Annotated in this window: 24 protein-coding genes; 6 read left to right on the top strand and 18 right to left on the bottom strand. The window is 38.9% G+C overall.

Features of this window, described 5'->3' with window-relative positions:
• Positions 1–902: 902 nt before the first annotated feature.
• The 5 genes from D1367_RS26340 to D1367_RS26320 form a co-directional block, all read right to left on the bottom strand.
• Positions 903–1,637: an HAD family hydrolase gene (locus D1367_RS26340; protein ID WP_118169546.1), complete on the bottom strand. Its 735-nt coding sequence runs from the start codon at positions 1,635–1,637 to the stop codon at positions 903–905.
• A 346-nt stretch (positions 1,638–1,983) separates the two neighbouring features.
• Positions 1,984–3,081 (bottom strand): 30S ribosomal protein S1, encoded by a 1,098-nt coding sequence (locus D1367_RS26335; RefSeq protein ID WP_118169544.1) that lies wholly within the window; start codon positions 3,079–3,081, stop codon positions 1,984–1,986.
• A 416-nt stretch (positions 3,082–3,497) separates the two neighbouring features.
• Positions 3,498–3,605, bottom strand: coding sequence for a photosystem II reaction center protein T (locus tag D1367_RS26330; RefSeq protein WP_084227385.1), 108 nt, complete (start codon positions 3,603–3,605; stop codon positions 3,498–3,500).
• A gap of 112 nt (positions 3,606–3,717) precedes the next feature.
• Positions 3,718–5,247: a photosystem II chlorophyll-binding protein CP47 gene (gene psbB, locus D1367_RS26325; protein ID WP_118169542.1), complete on the bottom strand. Its 1,530-nt coding sequence runs from the start codon at positions 5,245–5,247 to the stop codon at positions 3,718–3,720.
• A gap of 480 nt (positions 5,248–5,727) precedes the next feature.
• Entirely contained in the window at positions 5,728–6,054 is a 327-nt protein-coding gene (locus D1367_RS26320; protein ID WP_118169540.1) for a hypothetical protein, read from the bottom strand.
• Positions 6,055–6,345: 291 nt separating this feature from the next.
• Here D1367_RS26320 and D1367_RS26315 point away from each other — a divergent pair, with 291 nt between their 5' ends.
• Complete coding sequence (locus tag D1367_RS26315; RefSeq protein ID WP_118169538.1) at positions 6,346–7,221, top strand: DNA adenine methylase; 876 nt, start codon at positions 6,346–6,348, stop codon at positions 7,219–7,221.
• A 171-nt stretch (positions 7,222–7,392) separates the two neighbouring features.
• On the opposite strand, the gene D1367_RS26310 is transcribed toward D1367_RS26315, so the two are convergent.
• On the bottom strand, positions 7,393–7,611 hold the full coding sequence (locus tag D1367_RS26310) for a helix-turn-helix domain-containing protein (RefSeq protein WP_118169536.1): 219 nt from the start codon (positions 7,609–7,611) through the stop codon (positions 7,393–7,395).
• 399 nt (positions 7,612–8,010) lie between these two features.
• Here D1367_RS26310 and D1367_RS26305 point away from each other — a divergent pair, with 399 nt between their 5' ends.
• The 3 genes from D1367_RS26305 to D1367_RS26295 all read left to right on the top strand — a co-directional run bounded on the left by D1367_RS26305 (position 8,011) and on the right by D1367_RS26295 (position 11,552).
• A complete protein-coding gene (locus D1367_RS26305) occupies positions 8,011–9,663 on the top strand; it encodes an ABC transporter substrate-binding protein (protein ID WP_118169534.1) in 1,653 nt (550 codons plus the stop codon).
• Between the two features lie 381 nt (positions 9,664–10,044).
• On the top strand, positions 10,045–11,070 hold the full coding sequence (locus D1367_RS26300) for an ABC transporter permease (protein ID WP_118169532.1): 1,026 nt from the start codon (positions 10,045–10,047) through the stop codon (positions 11,068–11,070).
• Positions 11,071–11,150: 80 nt separating this feature from the next.
• On the top strand, positions 11,151–11,552 hold the full coding sequence (locus D1367_RS26295; protein ID WP_225892408.1) for a helix-turn-helix domain-containing protein: 402 nt from the start codon (positions 11,151–11,153) through the stop codon (positions 11,550–11,552).
• A 238-nt stretch (positions 11,553–11,790) separates the two neighbouring features.
• On the opposite strand, the gene D1367_RS26290 is transcribed toward D1367_RS26295, so the two are convergent.
• From D1367_RS26290 to D1367_RS26255, 8 genes are all read right to left on the bottom strand, one after another.
• Positions 11,791–13,722: a M48 family metallopeptidase gene (locus D1367_RS26290; protein ID WP_118169530.1), complete on the bottom strand. Its 1,932-nt coding sequence runs from the start codon at positions 13,720–13,722 to the stop codon at positions 11,791–11,793.
• A 6-nt stretch (positions 13,723–13,728) separates the two neighbouring features.
• The gene (locus D1367_RS26285) at positions 13,729–14,316 is read right to left on the bottom strand and encodes a LemA family protein (RefSeq protein WP_118169528.1); all 588 of its coding nucleotides are present in this window, start codon (positions 14,314–14,316) and stop codon (positions 13,729–13,731) included.
• Between the two features lie 268 nt (positions 14,317–14,584).
• Positions 14,585–14,836, bottom strand: a complete 252-nt coding sequence (locus tag D1367_RS26280) for a hypothetical protein (RefSeq protein ID WP_118169526.1) — start codon at positions 14,834–14,836, stop codon at positions 14,585–14,587.
• Between the two features lie 27 nt (positions 14,837–14,863).
• On the bottom strand, positions 14,864–15,457 hold the full coding sequence (locus tag D1367_RS26275; protein WP_118169524.1) for a Uma2 family endonuclease: 594 nt from the start codon (positions 15,455–15,457) through the stop codon (positions 14,864–14,866).
• A gap of 269 nt (positions 15,458–15,726) precedes the next feature.
• The gene (locus D1367_RS26270) at positions 15,727–16,128 is read right to left on the bottom strand and encodes a type II toxin-antitoxin system VapC family toxin (RefSeq protein ID WP_118169522.1); all 402 of its coding nucleotides are present in this window, start codon (positions 16,126–16,128) and stop codon (positions 15,727–15,729) included.
• On the bottom strand, positions 16,125–16,484 hold the full coding sequence (locus tag D1367_RS26265; protein WP_118169520.1) for a ribbon-helix-helix domain-containing protein: 360 nt from the start codon (positions 16,482–16,484) through the stop codon (positions 16,125–16,127). The genes D1367_RS26270 and D1367_RS26265 overlap by 4 nt, the downstream gene beginning before the upstream one ends.
• 197 nt (positions 16,485–16,681) lie before the next feature.
• Positions 16,682–16,825: a type II toxin-antitoxin system HicA family toxin gene (locus tag D1367_RS26260; protein ID WP_225892409.1), complete on the bottom strand. Its 144-nt coding sequence runs from the start codon at positions 16,823–16,825 to the stop codon at positions 16,682–16,684.
• Positions 16,826–17,044, bottom strand: coding sequence for a type II toxin-antitoxin system HicB family antitoxin (locus D1367_RS26255; protein ID WP_094350665.1), 219 nt, complete (start codon positions 17,042–17,044; stop codon positions 16,826–16,828).
• Positions 17,045–17,133: 89 nt separating this feature from the next.
• Between D1367_RS26255 and D1367_RS26250 the strand changes: the two genes are divergently transcribed.
• Complete coding sequence (locus tag D1367_RS26250; protein WP_118169518.1) at positions 17,134–17,481, top strand: DUF6883 domain-containing protein; 348 nt, start codon at positions 17,134–17,136, stop codon at positions 17,479–17,481.
• On the top strand, positions 17,478–17,702 hold the full coding sequence (locus D1367_RS26245) for a DUF4926 domain-containing protein (RefSeq protein ID WP_118169516.1): 225 nt from the start codon (positions 17,478–17,480) through the stop codon (positions 17,700–17,702). The genes D1367_RS26250 and D1367_RS26245 overlap by 4 nt, the downstream gene beginning before the upstream one ends.
• A gap of 84 nt (positions 17,703–17,786) precedes the next feature.
• Here D1367_RS26245 and D1367_RS26240 read toward each other — a convergent pair whose 3' ends face one another.
• The 4 genes from D1367_RS26240 to D1367_RS26225 all read right to left on the bottom strand — a co-directional run bounded on the left by D1367_RS26240 (position 17,787) and on the right by D1367_RS26225 (position 20,603).
• Positions 17,787–18,023 carry a hypothetical protein gene (locus tag D1367_RS26240; RefSeq protein ID WP_118169514.1) on the bottom strand — a complete coding sequence of 79 codons (237 nt, stop codon included), beginning with the start codon at positions 18,021–18,023 and terminating at the stop codon, positions 17,787–17,789.
• 36 nt (positions 18,024–18,059) lie between these two features.
• A complete protein-coding gene (locus tag D1367_RS26235) occupies positions 18,060–18,611 on the bottom strand; it encodes a hypothetical protein (protein ID WP_118169512.1) in 552 nt (183 codons plus the stop codon).
• Entirely contained in the window at positions 18,608–19,159 is a 552-nt protein-coding gene (locus D1367_RS26230) for a restriction endonuclease (RefSeq protein WP_118169511.1), read from the bottom strand. The genes D1367_RS26235 and D1367_RS26230 overlap by 4 nt, the downstream gene beginning before the upstream one ends.
• A 115-nt stretch (positions 19,160–19,274) precedes the next feature.
• Complete coding sequence (locus D1367_RS26225; protein WP_228674738.1) at positions 19,275–20,603, bottom strand: GIY-YIG nuclease family protein; 1,329 nt, start codon at positions 20,601–20,603, stop codon at positions 19,275–19,277.
• Between the last annotated feature and the right edge of the window lie 26 nt (positions 20,604–20,629).

The following is a 20,629-nucleotide window of genomic DNA, read 5'->3' as shown; positions in this document are numbered from 1 at the left end:
AAACAGGATAAAACAATCAATTTCTGACTCGGAAATTAATTATTTATCAGCGTATTTCACTTCTCAGACAAGAATTCAGGAGTTAAAATTGGCAATTTAGAATTTGATTCCGTACAACTGTGGTAACGAGTCTAGGAGCGGACGAATAAATGGTTTAAGACGGCGACTAAATTGCTCGCGTAGCGTCTCCAAAGGAGAAGATTTAGTGGTCAACTACCAATAGGCGGGTTTCAATCCCCCACTAATTGATTTTGACTCCTGAATTCTGACTTCTGAATTTCTTTATCGAAATTGCCCTTGCAACAAGTCTCGAAAAAATAGTAAGTCATTTGAGAAATATTTTATATCTATCTAAAGACATAGATTAAGTTAATTTTAACAAATTATTACGAGAAAGTACGTAGATAGGTAGTGGTGATATAGCCCCCTTGCTAAGGTTTCCCTCAGTAGGCGTAGGTTGGGTTGAGGAACGAAACCCAACATTATCAAGGCTCTGTTGGGTTTCGCTGCCGCTCAACCCAACCTACTATTCTTCTTAACTGAACCGTATTGTGATGTAGCGCCCTTGCTTGGGTTAATCCCCAAATCCAATGCAAGAGACGTTGCAATTGCTAGTCTCTACATACCTAAAATCAATACCAAAAATCCTTAACCCAGGCGTATTGCAATATAAGTGGCGTGTTTCAGCCGGGATCAAATCTCCAACTGCTTCCAATGATTAGGGACTTCCAAATAAAAAAATATAGAACTATTTATTGTGGGGTGGGCGACACGCCCATAAGTCAAAGGCGGGCAAGATGCCCACCCCACAAGATTGGATAATTTATTTCTTGGAAGTCCCTTAACTATTCACTGTTCACTGTTCGCTGATTTAACAGCTATTTGGCGTCGCTAAAGGTAAACTAATCTTTTAAAATGTGGATTTCATCAAGTTGATTAATTACCACATCTGCACCTCGGACGTTATCAGGCTTATTTATCCAAGTGATACCAATACAACCTGCGGCTTTAGCATCACGCGCCATTTGCATATCACCAACGGAATCACCCACCATCAATGTAGCGCCTGGTTCGACAGCCAAAGCTTGGCAAGCTTGCAAAAATAGCAGTGGATCGGGTTTACTCGGCCCCTCATCTACTCCCATTTCCAACTCGATATAATCACTTAATTGGTGATTCTCTACAAAGTTATGTACTTCATCACTTGTTGCAGCTGAGAGAATACCGAGTTTCAAACCACTTTTCTGTAGGTATTTCAACAAGTCTAAGCTACCCACAAACAGGGGTGAAGGAGCTTTTTCAATATATTTTTCCGCTTCATCCAAAGCTTGACGGGCTATTTTTAAAGATTCAAACCATCCTCTTCCCGTTTCGGCAATGTATGCCGCAGCCGCAACTTCTGTTTCACGGCGACTCGCTACTGATATCAAACCCGCCGGATCTAAAATATTCCCATTGATGCCAAATGCCATTAATAGCGGTTCCCCAATACCGGGAACTTGAGCGTCTATCAACCTGGCTGCTCTTTGTGCGAGCGATCGCAAATACGTTTCTGAATCTTCTAGGGTACCGTTTTTGTCAAACAAAATTGCCTGGATATTATCAAACGTGATGTTTCTACATTTAATAGTTGCCACAATATTTCATTCCATTTATTTAGTTAAAAGTAAAGAGTTATGAGTTTTTATACTTAAGGGAACTCCAAAGAATAAATTATTTTACATTCAAGTCGTTGACTGTTGACTGTTGACTGTTGACTGTTGACTGTTGACTGTTGACTGTTGACTGTTGACTGTTGACTGTTGACTGAAAACTCGTGAACCGTCAACGGTCAACAGTCAACAATAGCAATAAAATATTTTTTTACTTGGAAGTCCCTAACTCCTAACTGTTCTCAATTCTCCACATAAAAAAAGAGGGGAAAACCCTCTTTATAGAATTATTTAATACTCTTACTTAAAAATAAGTAAAACTATAAATGTATTATTCTTCAATAGCTGCTGGAATTGCCTCTTCAGTTTCCGTTGCTGGTGGAATATCTTCTTCAGTTTCCGTGGCTGCTGGAATTACTTCTTCAAGTTCTGCTGCTGGTGGAATATCTTCGTCAAGTTCTGCTGCTGGTGGAATATCTTCTTCTGCTAAAACTTCCGCAGGTGCAGCCGCCGCAGCAGTAGCACCTTGTTGCTTGGCTAAGAGTTGTTCACGATACTTAGCAGCCATTTCTTCTGCTTTATCGTAGACCAAATCCCGGTTTTTAATCATGTCGCCGGGTTCGGGTTCTAGCTGCTTGGTAGATAGGGAAATCCGACCCCTTTCTGCATCCAAGTCAATGATCATAACTTTTACTTCATCATTGACATTGAACACGCTATGAGGTGTATCAATATGTTCGTGGGAAATTTCAGAAATGTGCAGTAGACCACTGACGCCGCCAATGTCGATGAAAGCACCGTAGGGTTTGATGCCACGAACTGTACCAATTACTACTTCGCCGACTTCTAGGCGGTTCATCTTGCGTTCAACCAGTGCCCGACGGTGAGATAGAACTAAGCGGTTACGTTCTTCGTCCACCTCTAGGAATTTCAATGGCAAATCTTCGCCGACCAATTCTTCTTTAGGTTTGCGGGTACTGATATGAGAACCGGGGATAAAGCCACGTAATCCTTCAATCCGTACCAATGCTCCACCGCGATTGGTTGCAAATACGCCAGAACGGACAGTAGCATCTTCTGCTTGTAGCTGTCGCACGCGCTCCCAAGCCCGCATATATTCAATACGGCGAATGGAAAGGGTTAATTGACCATCTTCATTTTCATCGGTGAGGATGAAAAATTCCCGCGTTTCGTTTGACTGTAAGACTTCTTCCGGGCTATCTACCCGGTTAATAGACATTTCTTGTATAGGAATATATGCTGCGGTTTTAGCACCAATGTCAATCAGAGCGCCGCGCGGCTCTATACTGAAAACTGTTCCTGGGACAACATCACCAGGGCTAAAATGATAATCGTATTTGTCAAGTAGAGCAGCGAAATCTTCGTGAGTGAATCCAATTTCTGTAGCGGTTAAATTCTGATTGACCATGCTGATTTGTTCCTGGTTCTAGTCTCCGTAAAGGTTGTGTGACAGGCGTGATGTGTTATGCAAACACTTTTATGGCAGCTTACATTAACATCCATTTTCATCCTAGCGCAGAAAAGCTAGTATTAACATATATTTGCTCCAAGATTGGAAATTATATCACAACAATTAGTCATTGGTCATTAGTCATGAGTGAAAAACAACATAAAGGACAAATACAATAATATCCGTTGCTACTATCCTTAGTAGCAACGGATACTAACATTAAATCCGCTTAAGGGACTTCCAACTAAAAAAATATTCCATTGCTATTGTTCACTGTTGACCGTTGACGGTTCACGAGTTTTCAGTCAACAGTCAACGACTTGAATGTGGAATAATTTATTTTTTGGAGTTCCCAAATGTCTGGTATATAGGATCTACTTATCTTTTGGTTTCTCAAAGCGAGGGGGTTCGCGAAATGCGATCGCAAAGAAGAGAGTACCTATACACAGAGTGAAAATCAAGATGTACGCAACGCTTTCCATATTACGATTTCCTCTTTATCTAGCCAGTAGTTAAAGTTCTGAATGCTGAGTTACCTGAGAGCAGAGTCAGAGCCTTAACTCTGAACTCAGCACTCATAACTCAGCACTGAAATTATAGGGCTTCTTTCCGGCGGGTTGACTTGTCACCCACTTTCTGGAATAGACCCCACTCAACTTGCTCTTCTAAATCCGCATCAACACCAGCAAATACGTCTCGGTAGATTGTCCGAGAGCCATGCCAGAGGTGACCAAAGAAGAACAAGAGAGCAAATACTGCATGTCCAAAGGTAAACCAACCTCTAGGACTGGTGCGGAATACACCATCAGAGTTCAAGGTTTCTCGGTCAAATTCAAAGATTTCACCGCCTTGAGCTTTCCGGGCATACTTCTTCACATCAGCTGGTTCTGTAAAGGTCTTACCATTCAGATTGCCACCATAGAAGCTGACGGTGACACCAGATTGCTCGAAGCTATACTTAGATTCTGCCCGACGGAAGGGAATGTCAGCGCGGACAATTCCATCTGCATCGGTCAAAATCACTGGGAAGGTTTCAAAGAAGTTGGGGAGACGACGCACGGTCAATTCCCGGCCTTCAGAATCTTTGAATACGGCGTGACCTTGCCAAGATTGAGCAATGCCATCACCCTTGACCATTGGCCCTGTACGGAATAGACCGCCTTTAGCGGGGCTATTACCGACGTAATCATAGAAAGCCAGCTTTTCGGGAATTTGCGACCAAGCTTGTTCAAGGGTTGCACCTTGGGCAACACTTGTTTGGACGCGCTGCTGAATTTCTTGACGGAAGTAGCCTTGATCCCATTGATAGCGGGTTGGGCCAAACAATTCGATGGGAGTGGCGGCGTTACCGTACCACATAGTACCTGCAACAACGAAAGCAGCAAAGAAAACTGCTGCAATACTGCTAGAAAGTACTGTTTCAATGTTCCCCATCCGTAGGGCTTTATAGAGCCGTTCGGGGGGTCTGACTGTGAGGTGGAATAAGCCTGCAATAATACCAACAACGCCAGCAGCAATGTGGTGAGCCACAATACCACCAGGGTTGTATGGGTTAAAACCATCTGGGCCCCATTCTGGTGCGACTGCTTGCGCGGCTCCAGTTATACCATAGGGATCAGTAACCCACATGCCTGGGCCAAATAGTCCGGTGAGGTGAAAAGCACCAAATCCAAAACAAAGTAGACCAGATAAGAATAGGTGAATGCCAAACATTTTTGGCAAGTCTAGGGCAGGTTCACCAGTGCGGGGATCTCTAAAGAGTTCCAAATCCCAGTAAACCCAATGCCAAACGGCAGCTAGGAACAAAAGACCGGAAAGAACGATGTGAGCCGCAGCAACGCCTTCAAATGACCAGAAGCCAGGATCGGTTGCTGGGCCACCAGTAACGTTCCAACCACCCCAAGATTGGGTAACGCCCAAACGTGACATGAAGGGCAGGACGAACATCCCTTGACGCCACATGGGATTGAGAACAGGATCGCTAGGGTCAAAAACAGCTAGTTCGTAGAGTGCCATCGAACCAGCCCAGCCTGCTACTAAGGCTGTGTGCATTAGGTGTACAGAAATTAGCCGCCCTGGATCATTCAGAACGACTGTATGTACTCGGTACCAGGGTAGTCCCATCGACTACGCTCCTCCTCAATGAGTTAGTTTACAAAGCAATTTTCTTACTGAGATTCTGAGAAACGAAAACCGCCACTCAGAAAACTCTCTCTTGTTTTTTGTTATTGCCACAGCCAGAACCTTACCACAGCTTAGTCTTATAAGTTAGACGGCGTGGGAGATGAGGCAATGCTTACTCGCTCCCTTGAGGTTTACCTTGTAGGGTAGCCATCACTAAGCAAAAATGAGAATGTTTTAAAAAGTGTAACTATTGATGGAATTGTTTGCAAGCGTGTAAATTGATGCGATCGCGTAGCATGTCCAAGTTTTTTCGCTACCAATCGCTATCGGGGATTAAATTTCTTTATAAGGGGAGTGGGGAGTGGGGGAACAAGAGCAGGGGATAAGAATAATTATGTTGTTATGTTACTTGGCTTATTCCCTACTCCTTACTCCCTACTACTTCGGCTGCGCTCAGTACAAGTCCCTACTCCCCACCGTCTACTGAACCACCAATTGGATGTTTTGCAGTTGACACTTCGTCTCAGCCGTAGCCAGGCGTTCAATTACCTGTTCAGCGCTCATCAGACGCTTGAGTACTACTTGTCCTATGGTTTTACTGCCGATTACTGGTGTTGTTGGCTTCACTTCCACGGTTAAAACGGCTTCTTCAACTCGATAAAGCCATAGCAATTCGTTTTGTTCCACTAAACAAATATTCATTCGCTGAATATCTGGTTGGCGTCGCCATGCGGTTATTTGCCAGAGTCCATCAGATGCCCAGACTCTCGCAACTGCCCATCCCTCAGATAGAAAGAAATACTTCACGTTTTTAGTCTCACTATTAGACTTTCAATCCGCTGTTAACGATATCGTATATTATTTGTTAACAATGTATAAATAAGGATATTTTAATTTAATGCTGCCTAAATTATTATTGCCCACTTTTTAATAAGAAAAATACTGATTTCTCTCATTTAACTCAGTAGAATAAATAACAAAACTATATACTTGATTTTAAACTAATAGTTTGATTTTTTTGACCAGTTGACAATAAATATTTATGTATACTATGGTTAGCAAATGCCGAACATAATTTTATGAATAGTTCAGGTAATTATGAACAAACCTATCAACTCACCATTTAGATATCCTGGCGGCAAATTTTATGCTCGAAATTTGATTCTTAATCATATTCCTTCTCACTCCTATTATGCTGAACCTTTTGCAGGAGGTGGATCTATCTTTTTTGTAAAAGATAAAGTAAATATTAATTGGCTCAATGATATTGATGAGTTATTAATAAATACCTTATTAATAATTCGAGATAAACCCGAAGAATTAATAAAATTTTTACAAGGTGAATCTGCTACTAAAGAAAGACATACATATTACAAAAATGAATTCATACCACAAAATAACTTAGAGCAAGCTGGTAGATGGTTTTACCTCAACAGAACCTCCTACTCTGGGATCATGAAGCATCAGAACTGTTATTGGGGATATGGTGAAAAATACAGTATGCGTCCAGAGAATTGGCCCAGAAATATACGGCGAACTTCTAAGAAACTTCAAAACGTTAAAATTACTAATCTCGACTTTGAAGAAGTTATCGAATCTGTACCTGATGGATCTTTCTTATTTATTGATCCTCCTTATTTTAATGCAGATCAAGATAAATTTTATGTTCATTCATTTTCTAAAGACGATCATTTTAGGCTATGCGAAATATTAAACAGACATAAGGAGAGGATAAAATTTCTTATAACTTACGATAATAGCGAAGAAATTAGAAACCTATATGAATGGGCATTAGAAATACACGACAAAGAATGGAATTATACAATTAATAGAACCGACGATCAAAAAAATGGAAAGAGTAAACAAGATAATTTTAAAGGCGAACGATATAAGGGAAAAGAAATTTTTATATTAAATTACTCTTCTATTGACTCTACTTTTCAAAAATCTGAACAGTTAATTTTAAAAATTTGAATTATTCTATATAAATAATCACTGTAAATTTGAATGAGGTGATTATCTAAATTTTTAAAAGTAATTCATCGAAGAAAGCGTCGCATTTTTCTATTTTTATCCATTTATTTTTTCTTACAATACTTACGAATATCATTTATCCATTTTTCTTCTTGTTGTTCTTTAACCATTTTAATTAATATCTTTTAACAATTCATCTATAGCTATAGCCAGCGCCTTAGCTATTTTTCCAATATTTATAAGAGTGATGTTTTTTTCACCTCTTTCAATCATTCCTATGTATGTCCGATGAAGTTCTGCTTTTTCGGCTAATTCCTCTTGGGATAGTCCTCTCTGCAATCTTGCATCTCTGACTTGTTTTCCGAATTTATCAAGTATTTCAGCTCTCATAGAATTTTGCTAAGAAATTGTTTGAAAAGTATTTCGCTGTGACTTTAGGCACTTTTAGATCCCCCCTAACCCCCCGATAAATTGGGGGAAGAATCAAAGTCCCCCAATTTTCGGGGGATTTAGGGGGATCTAAAACTATTTGATACCGACAAGAGGACTTTTCAAACATCCTCTAAGACAATTAAAGATTGTAGTAAACTTATGCATACTAAAGTTTTATATACTATAGTTAGCATTAAAGTATTTTTATGTTAATCATCCTGAATACCATAATCCATCTATTCGAGCAAAGCTCTCTATAAAAAGTATGTAGATTAGTAATCAATTGTAAAAATTGCTATAAAACTAGCAAATATATAATATGATCACTCACCGGTAATCACAATAAAAGTTAACTGTATGACGTGGTTTTCCTTGTCCGTAAAACGGTGGGGTCGGATTACACAATTCCTATCTTTGTTCTGTCTATGTTTATTTTTAGTTGTTAGTTGCGCTCCTCGTCCTAATTCTTCTACGCCACCATCGGGTTCTGTAAATAGCCCTACAGGTGATGGTCGTATTACTATAGGTACAACGGCAAAGCCGAGAACCCTTGATCCGGCTGATGCTTATGAGTTAGCATCATTAGGCTTGGTGTTTAATATGAGCGATCGCCTCTACACCTACGAACCAGGAAGCACGGAAATTAAGCCCCAGCTAGCTACAGCATTACCTAAAGTTAGCCAAGATGCCTTAACTTATACCATTCCCTTACGTCAGGGAGTGGTTTTTCACGATGGGACTCCCTTCAATGCTCAAGCAATGGCGTTTACCATCAACCGCTTTATTCAAAATAAAGGTAAACCCTCATTCTTACTAGCTGATGTAGTAGATTTGGTAAAAACTACAGGCGAGTATGAGTTAACCATCAAATTGAAAAAACCCTTTGCAGCGTTTCCTTCATTGCTGGCGTTTCCTGGGGTGTGTGCAGTTTCGCCAAAAGCTTACGAACTTGGTGCTGGTAAATTTAAGCCGAATATCTTTGTGGGGACTGGCCCTTACAAGTTAGGACAGTATGGTACTGATTCAATCCGATTTGATGTGTTTGATAAGTATTGGGGAGAAAAACCAATTAACAAGGGTGTTAACCTGCAAATTCAAACTAGTCCGGTTAATTTGTTTAATGCTTTCCGTACAGGCGCAATCGATGTAGCTTATTTATCGCTACAGCCAGATCAAAATCGTAGCTTGTCAGAAGGTGGTAAAAAAGGGGATTGGCAAGCGATCGCAGCTGAAGGTAGTGTAGTAAGTTATCTAGTATTAAACCGGAATCAAAAGCCTTTAGATAAATTAGAAGTAAGACAAGCGATCGCTTCAATAATTGACCGTCCCCTGTTAAATGAACGGGCGTTACTTGGTCAAGCAGATCCGCTTTACAGCATGATTCCGACAACGTTGAAAGTTTCTGTGCCATTATTTAAAGAAAAATATGGTGATGCTAACTTTGATCAAGCTAAAAAATTGTTAACTACTGCTGGTTTTTCTAAAGAGAATCCGGCAAAAGTACAAATTTGGTATCCTTCTAGTTCACCTACTCGTAGTTTGGCAGCACAGACGCTCAAATCTCTTGTTGATGCCAAAATGGATGGAATACTTCAATTTGAAGTCACCCAAGCCGAAGGGCCAGCCTTCTTTAAAGACATTTCCAAAGGTTTATATCCAGGAGCCTTACTTGATTGGTATCCAGACTTTTTAGATCCAGATAATTACGTCCAGCCGTTTTTGACTTGTGATAAAGGTTCAGTTGCTAAAGGATGCGAAGATGGAGCCAGTCAAACTCAGGGTTCGTTTTACTATAGCGAAGCCATGAATAAACTGATTGACCAGCAACGCAAAGAACTAAATCCCGAAGCGCGTCAGAAAATTTTTGCAGAAATTCAAACGCAAGTTGCTACTGATGTACCTTATGTTCCTTTATGGCAAAGCAAAGACTATGTATTTGCTCGAAATGGCGTGAACAGCGTACAACTTAACCCGACCCAAATTCTGGTTTACCAGACAATTAAAAAGTAGTTAGGAATTAGGAGTTAGGAGTTAGGAATTACACTTCTTGCAAAAGTCACAAAATTATGAATGTGATTATGAGCAAAATTATAGATGTTCAACTTCACTGGATATAGTAATTAAATAATTTTGCAAGTTAGCTGTCTATCTTAATTCATAATTGCTAACTCCTAACCCCTAACCTCTAACTCCTAACTCTTAACTCCAAACTCCAAACTCCTAACTCCAAACTCCAAACTCCTAACTCCTAACTCCAAACTCCTAACTCCTAACTCCTAACTCCAAACTCCAAACTCCTAACTCCTAACTCCAAACTCCAAACTCCTAACTCCTAACTCCAAACTCCTAACTCCTAACTCCTAACTCTTAACTCCTAACTCCTACCTAAATATGTCTCGTTCTAAAGCTTTACAATATTACATTGTTTCTCGGTTGCTTCTTGCGCCACTTCAGCTATTAACTATCATCACCATTGTATTTCTCTTACTAAGAGCAACGCCGGGAGATCCAGCAGATGCGATTCTCGGCGGACGTGCGCCAGAAGCTGCTAAAGAAGAATTGCGAAAACAACTAGGTTTAAACCTTCCTCTGTGGCTACAGTACCTCAATTATTTGGGAAGCATACTACGTTTTGATCTAGGAACGTCTTTAATGAGTCGCGGACAGAATGTTTGGGACATAATTGGACAATATTTCCCGGCGACGGTGGAGTTAGCAGTATGTAGTATGGCGGTTGCACTCATCGTTGGAATTGCGGTTGGGACTCTTTCCGCTTCTCGTCCTGGGACATATTTTGATGTCGGTGGGCGCTTATTTGGTATCATCACTTACGCACTCCCCATGTTTTGGGCGGGAATGCTTTTACAGTTGATTTTCTCAGTCCAACTGGGTTGGTTTCCCAATTCCAACCGCTTTCCGCCCAATCTTCCGGCTCCCACTACTGTGACTGGATTGTATACAATTGATAGCTTACTCGGTGGAAATTTCACTCAGTTTTTCACATCTTTGCACCATCTTGCCCTACCGAGTCTCACTTTGGGAATTTTGCTCAGTGGAATTTTTGAGCGAATTGTACGAGTTAATTTAAAGCAAACCTTGCAAGCAGATTATGTAGAAGCCGCTAGAGCCAGAGGTATTGGTGAAAATAAGATTTTAGCCTCCCATGCCTTAAAGAATGCTCTAATTCCAGTAATTACAGTGTTGGGATTAACTTTTGCCTCTCTGTTAGGTGGGGCGATTTTGACAGAGGTGACATTTTCTTGGCCTGGGTTAGCAAATCGATTGTATCAAGCGATCGCAGATCGTGATTATCCCACAGTCCAGGGAGTGCTAGTCTTTTTTGGTGCGATCGTTGTCAGTGCCAGCATTTTGATTGATATTTTAAATGCTTATGTAGATCCGCGAATTCGGTATTAGTAAAGAGTTATTATAGCGTTTCCCAGGCTAATGAAGTACAATTACTCAAACAAAGCTGTGCATCTTAAGTAAATTTATAAATGAAACCATACTCGCTCGATTTACGACAGAAAATAGTTGATACATATTTACAAGGCGGAATCTCACAACGTAAGTTGGCAGCAAGATTTTGTGTGACTTTAAGTTTCATTGAAAAAATACTCAAACAATATCGAGAAACAGGAAACATAGCTTATAAAGTTAGGATAAAACAAACTCCACCAAAGTTAAACGAGCAGCAATTAAATGTCCTCAAAGAAATTGTAGAAGAGAATAATGATGCAACGTTGGCAGAGATACGGGAAGAGTTAGAAAAAAAGGTAGGAGTTCTTATTGGTCGCTCGACAGTAGATAGAATGTTACAGAAGATGGATATAACGATTAAAAAAAACATTACATGCTTCAGAAAAAGAAACAGAAAGAGTTCAATTATTAAAGGATAAATCCGTTAACTCCGATGTTCGTTACAGTGCAGCACGGGCATTGAGAAACATAGAGCAACTCAACCTGAATAATATTCTTGTAATTCTAGATAGCATTTATTACGCAGACCAATCAGAATTTACTTTGATGGTAAATAGATCCGCGCTGTAGGGGTTTAGCAATGCTAAACCCCTACGAAAGATCCACCTTTTTCTTAACGCATATTTGGGGTTTCCTGTCAATGCGTAAGTCTTAATATTAACTTCCCTTTGAAGAAGATTGTTTCTGTTTGGAAACGCTACGCTGAGGGTTTAAAAATGGGGGAATGGGACAGTCTAGCGTCATAGCGATCGCTCTTAATAAATCTGCTTCTGACTGTGTTACTTTATTATCCAAAAGTACCGTGTGGGCGCAGGCATCAACAATAGCTTGCTTCAGTTTAGGACTGGCAAGACGGAGGCGATCGATACTCTTCTTAAGCTCAGTGAAATTACAAGTAAGTGGTATTTCTGGTTTTTCTTGTTCTCCAGCTTTAGGAAGCCGAAAAACTCCAGAACGAAAAGCATAGGCGATGTCTTCGATGGACGCATCGGGTTGGGAGTATCCGACGCGGGCAATGACGGACAATACTAATAAACTATCTGGCCAAATCTCTTCTATAGAGGTAAATTCAACCGTTATCGCAGATGTGGGATTTATACTAGGTTGGAGACGATGCCACAGGATTAACTGCAACACAAAATGCCACAGTGATAAACTTCCGGTAGCTACAACTAAACCGTGGACGCATTTGCACAACCTTTGGCATTCTTTGGCAGAATTTTGGCGCAATACGGGTACTGCTAAATCCACAAGCGGCAAGCGAATTTTAGGATCTAACTGGCTAATTTCGCTACTCAATTCTAAGGTTTTATCTACCAACTCAGCAGGCTGTACCTCGCGTAACCAAGCAATTTGACGTTCTTGGATCTCGATATTTTCAGTATCTAACGCTAAGGCAAAAGCGATCGCCATTGCACTTTCCTGTTCCCGCGCACCTAAACGCAGAGATTCTGGTAACTGCGATAACAGGGCTTGAGCATGGGCAAAATGCTCTGGTGTGACGCTTCCCACTTGGTTCACAATCTGCTCTGGTGTGGTACTAGAACCACCAGCAAAGCCCATTGTTAGCGATTCCTGGGAGGGGGAACGCGCCTGATTGCGAGATGGCATTGCTGGTAAATTGCTGACGTTCAAACCCCCAACGCGGCGGATACGTTCTGCTAAGGGTGGGTGAGTAGAAAACATATTTTCCCAGAAAGAGGGGTTGAGGGCGTTGCCAAAAAACATGTGGCTAGCGGCTTCTGCTCCGGGCGCAATCAAGCGTGAATCCATCTTTTGGAGTTTTTGGAAGGCTCCGGTAAGTCCGTTGGGGTTGCGAGTGAACTGTACAGCCGAAGCATCGGCGAGAAATTCCCGTTGGCGAGAGACGGCGGCTTTAATCAAGCGTCCACAGAATAATCCAATACCGCCAATTGCCATCAATGCTAAACCAAAAGCCCAGATAGGTAAACCCTTGTCTTCCTTTCCTAAACGGAAGCTACCACGAATTTGCCACAGCAATTCCCCGGTTAAGTAAATGAACAAAATCCCGTGCAACAATCCCACCAAACGCAAATTTAGCCGCATATCTCCATTGAGAATATGACTGAATTCGTGGCCGATAACTCCTTGTAGTTCATCCCGGTTCAGATGTTGTAAGGTTCCACGGGTAACTCCAATTACAGCATCATTAGGCGTAAATCCCGCAGCAAAGGCATTAATGCTGGTTTCTCTCTCAAGCAGATAAACTTCTGGGACGGAAATACCAGAAGCGATCGCCATTTCCTCGACAATATTTAATAGTTGTCGCCCTTGTTCATCCGCCATATCTGGTAGCAGGAGTCTTCCCCCCAACTCCTCGGCAATTACGCTTCCGCCCTCACGGAGATAGGCAATTTTATATAAGCTTCCGATTGCGATCGCAATTATTGTAATCCCAGCTACGTAGAGAAATAACCCTGGATGCCACCAAACACGGGGAGCCATGCGAAACAGAAATAAAGTGGCAATATAAATCGCCATAATCATAACTGCGATCGACAGGGAAAATAACCCGATTAATTGTTGCGTATTTTGGCGTGCCCGATCCTGATGTTCAAAGAAATTCATAGACACCTAAAAAGACACGCGTGGAGCATTTCTAATTTCTGGAGTAGCTTCGGGGAGCAATTCTGCAACAGTAAAGTTAAAAGTATTGGCTACAAGGTTGCTGGGGAAAGATTCGCTCTTGGTGTTGTAAAGTGTCACGGCGTCATTAAAAGCCTGACGGGCAAAAGCAATCCGGTTTTCAGTGGAAGATAATTCTTCCATTACCTGAGTCATGGCGCGATCGGCTTTCAATTCTGGATAAGATTCTGAAAGTACCATCAACCGACTTAACGCACCCGTTAGCGCTCCTTCAGCATTGCCCAACTGTTGCATCGCTTGCGGATCGCCGGGATTTTGTGCCGCACGACTGCTAGCATTAATTGCAGAATTCCGAGCGGCAATAACTGCTTCTAGAGTTTCCCGTTCATGTTTCATGTACCCTTTGGCAGTTTCCACCAAGTTGGGAATTAAATCATAGCGGCGCTGTAATTGAACATCGATTTGAGAGTAAGCATTTTTGTAACGATTGCGATACTTGACTAAATCGTTGTAGCTATTAATGATAATTACAGCAACAATGGCAACTAAAGCAACAGAAAATATTAAAAGCCCCATATTTTTAGATGATTTCCATCAGATACTTGCTTTATATCCAGCAAAATTTGTGTGGATATAAAGATGAGTTTACTTGTAGCAAGTTGGCTTCGTCGTCTGTAAAAATAATTACGCAAATTTACTGGTGTAGCATTTTTTAAATAACCGCAGAGGCGCAGAGAACGCAGAGGTAAAGAAATAACTACAAATTTTTGTAAACTCTATTATCTCTCTTTTCTCTGTGTACTCTGCGCCTCTGCGGTTGATTAAAAATTCTAGTCAGAGTAAGTTACCCATGAATATGAAGAAATAGGGAATAACCACTGACAGCAAAAATAAAAAGGATAGCGGCAGGAAAAATTACTACATCCCTGACAATAAATAAAATCCAATCTTTTCTTAGTTCTTGTTTAAACTTTAGTTCTCGCAGTTTTCGCTCAAGTTCTAAATTTTCTTGTGACTGCAAATTTTCAGGTGAGATTATTAGTGGATTTTCAGTTTTATTGGCAATTATTTTTGATAAATCTGTTCTATCTGTCATGCTGTTTAGATGCCAACAATTAAAAGATTACTGCCGAATTTCTTTGATAAACTCTGTTCTTGCTTCAATTATTGAAGGCATTAAAACACAACGCACTAACAAGTTTATATCTAAGTCTGGTAGTAATTGGCTTTGATAAATTTGCTCATAGTTATCATGAGTGAGGTGATATACAGATATCTGATTATTTTCCCAAAACCAGACTTCGGTAATGTTAAAACGCTTATATTTTTCTAGTTTATCTATACTCCCACTAGTAATATTTACTTCAATTGCTAAATCAGGATTTTCTTTCTTTTCCCCTATATAATAAGATTCATCAGGTTCAAAAGAAGCTCCCTTTTCTTTTGCTCGACGAGTAGCGCCACCTACAGGGATAAAATTTATACCTTTTTCAAAGAAGTAAAGCGCTAAAAATATAGCAATCACACTTTTAATAGCTTGGTGTTGTTCACCAAGAGTCATAAATTCCACACACCCATCAAGATAAGTTATCCGCAAACCTGGCGCATCTGCTGTTAAGGCTTCAAGTTTCTCAAATTCTTCCCAACTGTAATGGCCAGGTAAGAGAAAACGCTGTTCTTCGAGGGTATTGATTTTGTCTAGGGTTTGTGGAGTCATATAGATAAAGGTATCAGTGTAGAGTAAAGTTGTTCACAAGCTATAATTGCGATCGCAATAGCCTTCATATTCTGAATCAAAGGTAAAAATTACTTGAAATTTCATAATAAATTAATCTTGTATATTTGAGGTCTAGAATAAATATAACGCTCAAATCCTAAGTTTGTTACTTCATCCTATTGGTAGAAGAGAAAGTGGGCGATCGCGCCTGATAATCTAATTTATAGTGGCATACAGCCAAATAATTGAGACTAACTAATGTTGAGTTTCTAAAGCAGAGTCCAGTTTTCCAGTTTTAATCCGTTGATGCGTTCGTAGTGACGAGTATTGTTTGTTACTAAAGTGTAGTTGTCTGCAAGTGCAACACTAGCAATTAGTAAATCAAATTCAGCAATTGTTTGTCCTATTCTACGGAGTTCTGCTTTTAATTCACCATACTTTCTCAGAGCAGGATTGGTTAATGGTACAACGGGTAAGTTTTGAATGAAGTTTTCTGTACGAGTTAAATTTTCCACTACTCGTTGAGAATTATAAGCACCAAAATATAACTCAGCAACCGTGATGCTGCAAATAGAAATTTGCTCCCATCCTATTTCTCTAACTTTATTTCTAACTGAATTAATATCTTTAATCCAATAAATGCAAGTATCAGTATCAAGTAAATAAGTCATAGACTAATGTCATTGTTAGAAATAGTACGGCTATCATAAATGTCTTTGACTATTTCCTCAGCAGTACGTTCATCTTCCCAAGGGCCGAGCCTTTCCATAAATGTGTCTAATGGATGAGGTTTTGGCTGCTGTTCAGATAAGACAATTATTTCATTCACTATCAATTGATTTGCTTCTGGAACTCCTAATTTTTTGGTTTCCTCTTTAGCTATAACCATAATTTGCATCAAGGTTATAGCCTGACGCAGAATATCACCTTTACTTGTGCCTATTTTATTTGCTAGTTCGTCTAATATCTGATTTAATTCAGGTGACAAATCTAAGTTTAACCGAACCATCTTTTGAGTATTAGTCATGGTTCCATCCTTGTGTAAAATCTTAAGTACATTATAGTTGGCTGAGGCTATAAGATTAACAGCGATGATTCAAGAATTTAATAGGGTTATTCTGACTAATATAATAGTTCTTATATCTGAGTTCATTTGTTTTAGAGAAATTCATCAACTGTAATTCCTGCCTGTCAAATCAAACTTCTAAGTAACCCAGGTGCTAATTACCGATGATTGGGAATTGATAAAGTTGGTTTCGATTCACACCAAAGTATAATATGGCTTCCTGTTTGATGATCTAATACATAACCAAATTTTTCAAAAATCTTGACAGCTTCCTTACCGGAGATATTTGATAAACGTCCCATTTATACTACAACTTCCCCGATAAATACTTGCGATTCTTTAACAATATAAGGTTTGCCATGTTTAGCTTGAACGTGGAGATATCCTGTAATGGCATCTTTAATATTTTCAATTGCCTCATCTAGTGTTTTGCCTTGACTCACGCAGCCTGGAAGTTCAGGAACCTCAGCAATATAGCCTTCATATTCTGAATCAAAAGTAAAAATTACTTGAAATTTCATAATAAATTAATATTGGATAGTTGAGGTCTAGAATAAATATAATGCTCAAAAAGGCGATAAACTAAAGATAAGAAGGTAGGAGAGGCGGATTGAAACTGCCGAATTATGAACTGGCAGTTGTGCCACAGCGAAAAATAACTGAGTATCTGTTGTCACCAACTCACCCCGATGGACGCAGCAAGGAAAAGTTTTTCACTGCGTTTGGTTTTTCAGTAGAGGATTGGGAAACTTTTGCTAAAGCATTACTAAATCATGTTGCTAATAACGATGTTACAAAGATTGAAGATTCACCATTTGGAACTCGATATGCTGTAGAAGGTACACTGCTTTCACCGGATGGTAGAAACCCCGTGATTCGTTCGGCTTGGTTTATTGAAACAGGGGAAACTATTCCTAAATTTGTTACTTCATACCCACTGAAACGGAGAGAAGAATGATTCAAGAACTTGATAGGGTTATTCTGACTAGTGATATACCAGAATATAGTTTAGAAGAGGGTGATATAGGTACAGTTGTTTTAGTACATCAGGGTGGCAAAGGATATGAGGTTGAATTTGTCACATTAGATGGGGAAACTGTGGCAATTGTTTCACTCTACAGCATACAAGTACGTCCAATCGGTAAAAGAGAAATTGCGCGATCGCGGCTGATAATCTAATTTATAATGGCATACAGCCAAATAATATTTTAAAATTTATTAGTTAATACCAGAGGCTAGAAAAAATGAGCATTGAGGAAAATATTATTGCTCATATATTTCTTCTCGATTAAATTGGTAATCTGGAGGAAGTCGGAAAGAGTAGTTATTAACTTTTTCTAAAAATTGATAGATTTTGGATTCTCCATCATTAATTATTTGAGTAGATTGAGTTGGTTCCAAAATCACAATTTGTATGGTTTTACCTTCTAATTCGGGGCTAAGTTTTTCACTCAGAACTAGTTCGCCATTAGTGCAGGTTGCTTGGATAATTTTGAGCATAAAATTACTGAAGATGAGAATTGACTATATTGATGGCTAATTAATTGCTACAGAAGACGTAATTAACGATGATAAGAAAGTAATTATTTCTTGGATTAATGGATGTTGTTGTAGTATTCTAATTTCTTCATCATTTATATTGCTAAATATCCTAGCGTTTATTTGTTGATTATTACCAAATACTGTCTCTAAAAACTCTTTAGGTTTACTTTGAGATAACTGCCATTCTAAATCATTAAAATGGCGTTGTGCTATTTTCTCAATTAATGATTTATTTTGGAGAAATACAATTTCTAATTGGGGAACTCCCAGAAATACTTGAAAGGGAATTCCAGATGATACTTGCCTTAAGACATAATTAATTAAATCACGTTTTTCAAATATTTGAGATTCGTTATCTGTGTCTGCATCTAAGACAAGAGCAACAGGTGTTTTACGAGTAGCAAGAAGTGAAGTACCTAAAGAACGCGCTCTGTAAGAACTTTCACCTGCGATAAATTTGATATCTTCACTCAGATGTTTTGGCAGTAATTTCTGTAAAATTTCTACATCTTTATTACTTTCTGTGATCATGTATGCTAATGTCATGAAAAAATCTCCGTTGTAATGTCGTGATTAGGGATACCTTTATGAACACAAACACGATATTTTTTAACTAGGAATTTACATATACATTTATTTGCTAGTGAATACTCAATTTCTTCTCCTCCCCACAAGAGAATAGTTTGAGGAGCAACAAACCCAGTTAAAATTACGGCGGCTTCTGTAAATCCAGTGCGACTAAATACGCTACCAATTGCTGTTGCTGGTCTTCGTAGTAGTTGATTTCGTAGCTTTGCTATGGGTTCAATATTAACTTCTTCAGTTGTATCTTTACATTCTATCAGGCAGGCTAGGCTGTCTGTATATACCACTCCGTCAATTTGTTGTACTATTTTATCTTGAATTTTTACAGTATTAGGCCAAGCTACCTCCGCACCATCAAGCTGGAATGCGCGTAAAATTACATATTCTAATGCTTTACCTGCATCCCAAAAATTTGAAGTATTTCTTGCTTTAATTTCTGACCATAAAATTATTAAATTATCCCAGTCATAACTAATAATTCTTGCTTGATATTCTGCATCTGTGGTCATGATTTCATTTTGGAAGATTTAACAGGTCATTGCTTGCTGTAATTAATCGCCTAAAAAATCAATCTTAGAAGTAGGGGATATGAATCATTATATTGTTGGGTTCTCTCAACTAAACCTACTGATTATTATTGGTTTGAAGCAGCGAAGATATAGAATTAGATTGTAGCCATACAAATAGTTTTATACTTCCTCTATCATAATCAGTTGATTTATACTCACCCTTTAAAATTTGTTCTAGAACTTGACTATTAAACCTTGATTTGTTTTTCATTAGGTATTCAAACATAGCTAGTGGAAATAGCACACTCTCAACTTCTACATCATCTTCACTAAACCTAATCATCTCAAATCTAAATTTATAACCAGACCATCTGATAGTAGGCAGTCTATCAACTGAATTTTTGGTATTTTCTATTATACAATCGTACTGACGACTAGGATTTTTATGATTGTGCATTATCCACCAGTAAACATTGTGTCTAACAAAGTGCTTTCCATTGTCGTTAGTACATACTTCTATTTCTATATCATCCACATACACAAACTGACGAGTCATTACTCTAACTTCACCTTCAGCCATTTGTTCTAATTCCTCCCAAGGTTCAACTTCAACTGTATTTTTATAATTACTATTTAAAGGTTGATTTCTATAAATATTTTCTACTGGAATAGGATCATCTTCTAATGCTTCTAAACCTGATGTATTCTCATCATTTTCTTCTTTTTTATCTAAAATTAATTCTAGCTGTTCCCTACTAAATGCCATAAGTTCTATTCCAGCTAGAGTCCGACGGGTTGAATGTTCCATGAAGTAAACTAAACTATCAAATGGAGATAAATTTATTCTTAACCCGTTGTATTCAGTCTCCCAGAAACCGAATTTACCGGAAGATTTAGAATAAGTTTTGTATTCTTTCCACTTTAGCGAGCTAGCCTTTTTGTTAATGTTTTTTAATGCAGTTCTAATACTTCCAGAGAATCCTTTCATACCATAAACAGGATATACTAAATATATTGTTGGTGGTTCTCGATCTGATATTGGATCAAAGCCAACTATCATAACATTGAACTTGCCTAGCTGCTGAAGACTTTGCTGTAAAGCAGTTTCGGATGGAGTTATTTTTCTAATTGGTACTACTACTTTAGACCAATTAAGGGGTGGTTTGTATAACTTGATAAACTCATTTTCGAGATTTGATAGATTTTCTATATCACTACTACAAGTCAACCAACTAATACTAAGAGTATTTTTACGATTAAATCTTTTTAGTTGATTAAATCTATGATGTGCTTTCCATCTTTCAACTAAATTAATAGTTCTACCTATATAAATAATCTGACCTTTACTGTCAAATACAAAGTAGATAGCTACACAATTAGGAAGACGGTCTTTGTCAACTAAATAAACTGATGGTAATTCAGATATTTTGATGTTTTCTAGCAAAATTAGACACCCATAGATAAAAGATA

Origin of the sequence: Nostoc sphaeroides (genome assembly GCF_003443655.1) — a bacterium.
Taxonomy (GTDB): Bacteria; Cyanobacteriota; Cyanobacteriia; order Cyanobacteriales; family Nostocaceae; genus Nostoc; species Nostoc sphaeroides.
The sequence above is the reverse complement of the archived record's forward strand: the minus strand, read 5'-3'. Positions and strand labels throughout refer to the sequence as shown.

Excerpts from the sequence above, each read along its gene's own strand:
- D1367_RS26295 (WP_225892408.1), top strand. The coding sequence starts at position 11,151 with ATGAAACCATACTCGCTCGATTTACGACAGAAAATAGTTGATACATAT.
- D1367_RS26240 (WP_118169514.1), bottom strand. The coding sequence starts at position 18,023 with ATGCTCAAAATTATCCAAGCAACCTGCACTAATGGCGAACTAGTTCTG.
- D1367_RS26330 (WP_084227385.1), bottom strand. The coding sequence starts at position 3,605 with ATGGAAAGCGTTGCGTACATCTTGATTTTCACTCTGTGTATAGGTACT.
- D1367_RS26235 (WP_118169512.1), bottom strand. The coding sequence starts at position 18,611 with ATGACATTAGCATACATGATCACAGAAAGTAATAAAGATGTAGAAATT.
- D1367_RS26275 (WP_118169524.1), bottom strand. The coding sequence starts at position 15,457 with ATGACTCCACAAACCCTAGACAAAATCAATACCCTCGAAGAACAGCGT.
- D1367_RS26310 (WP_118169536.1), bottom strand. The coding sequence starts at position 7,611 with ATGAGAGCTGAAATACTTGATAAATTCGGAAAACAAGTCAGAGATGCA.
- D1367_RS26260 (WP_225892409.1), bottom strand. The coding sequence starts at position 16,825 with ATGGGACGTTTATCAAATATCTCCGGTAAGGAAGCTGTCAAGATTTTT.
- D1367_RS26300 (WP_118169532.1), top strand. The coding sequence starts at position 10,045 with ATGTCTCGTTCTAAAGCTTTACAATATTACATTGTTTCTCGGTTGCTT.
- D1367_RS26315 (WP_118169538.1), top strand. The coding sequence starts at position 6,346 with ATGAACAAACCTATCAACTCACCATTTAGATATCCTGGCGGCAAATTT.
- D1367_RS26245 (WP_118169516.1), top strand. The coding sequence starts at position 17,478 with ATGATTCAAGAACTTGATAGGGTTATTCTGACTAGTGATATACCAGAA.
- D1367_RS26285 (WP_118169528.1), bottom strand. The coding sequence starts at position 14,316 with ATGGGGCTTTTAATATTTTCTGTTGCTTTAGTTGCCATTGTTGCTGTA.
- psbB (WP_118169542.1), bottom strand. The coding sequence starts at position 5,247 with ATGGGACTACCCTGGTACCGAGTACATACAGTCGTTCTGAATGATCCA.
- D1367_RS26255 (WP_094350665.1), bottom strand. The coding sequence starts at position 17,044 with ATGAAATTTCAAGTAATTTTTACTTTTGATTCAGAATATGAAGGCTAT.
- D1367_RS26290 (WP_118169530.1), bottom strand. The coding sequence starts at position 13,722 with ATGAATTTCTTTGAACATCAGGATCGGGCACGCCAAAATACGCAACAA.
- D1367_RS26270 (WP_118169522.1), bottom strand. The coding sequence starts at position 16,128 with ATGACTTATTTACTTGATACTGATACTTGCATTTATTGGATTAAAGAT.
- D1367_RS26305 (WP_118169534.1), top strand. The coding sequence starts at position 8,011 with ATGACGTGGTTTTCCTTGTCCGTAAAACGGTGGGGTCGGATTACACAA.
- D1367_RS26335 (WP_118169544.1), bottom strand. The coding sequence starts at position 3,081 with ATGGTCAATCAGAATTTAACCGCTACAGAAATTGGATTCACTCACGAA.
- D1367_RS26230 (WP_118169511.1), bottom strand. The coding sequence starts at position 19,159 with ATGACCACAGATGCAGAATATCAAGCAAGAATTATTAGTTATGACTGG.
- D1367_RS26280 (WP_118169526.1), bottom strand. The coding sequence starts at position 14,836 with ATGACAGATAGAACAGATTTATCAAAAATAATTGCCAATAAAACTGAA.
- D1367_RS26265 (WP_118169520.1), bottom strand. The coding sequence starts at position 16,484 with ATGACTAATACTCAAAAGATGGTTCGGTTAAACTTAGATTTGTCACCT.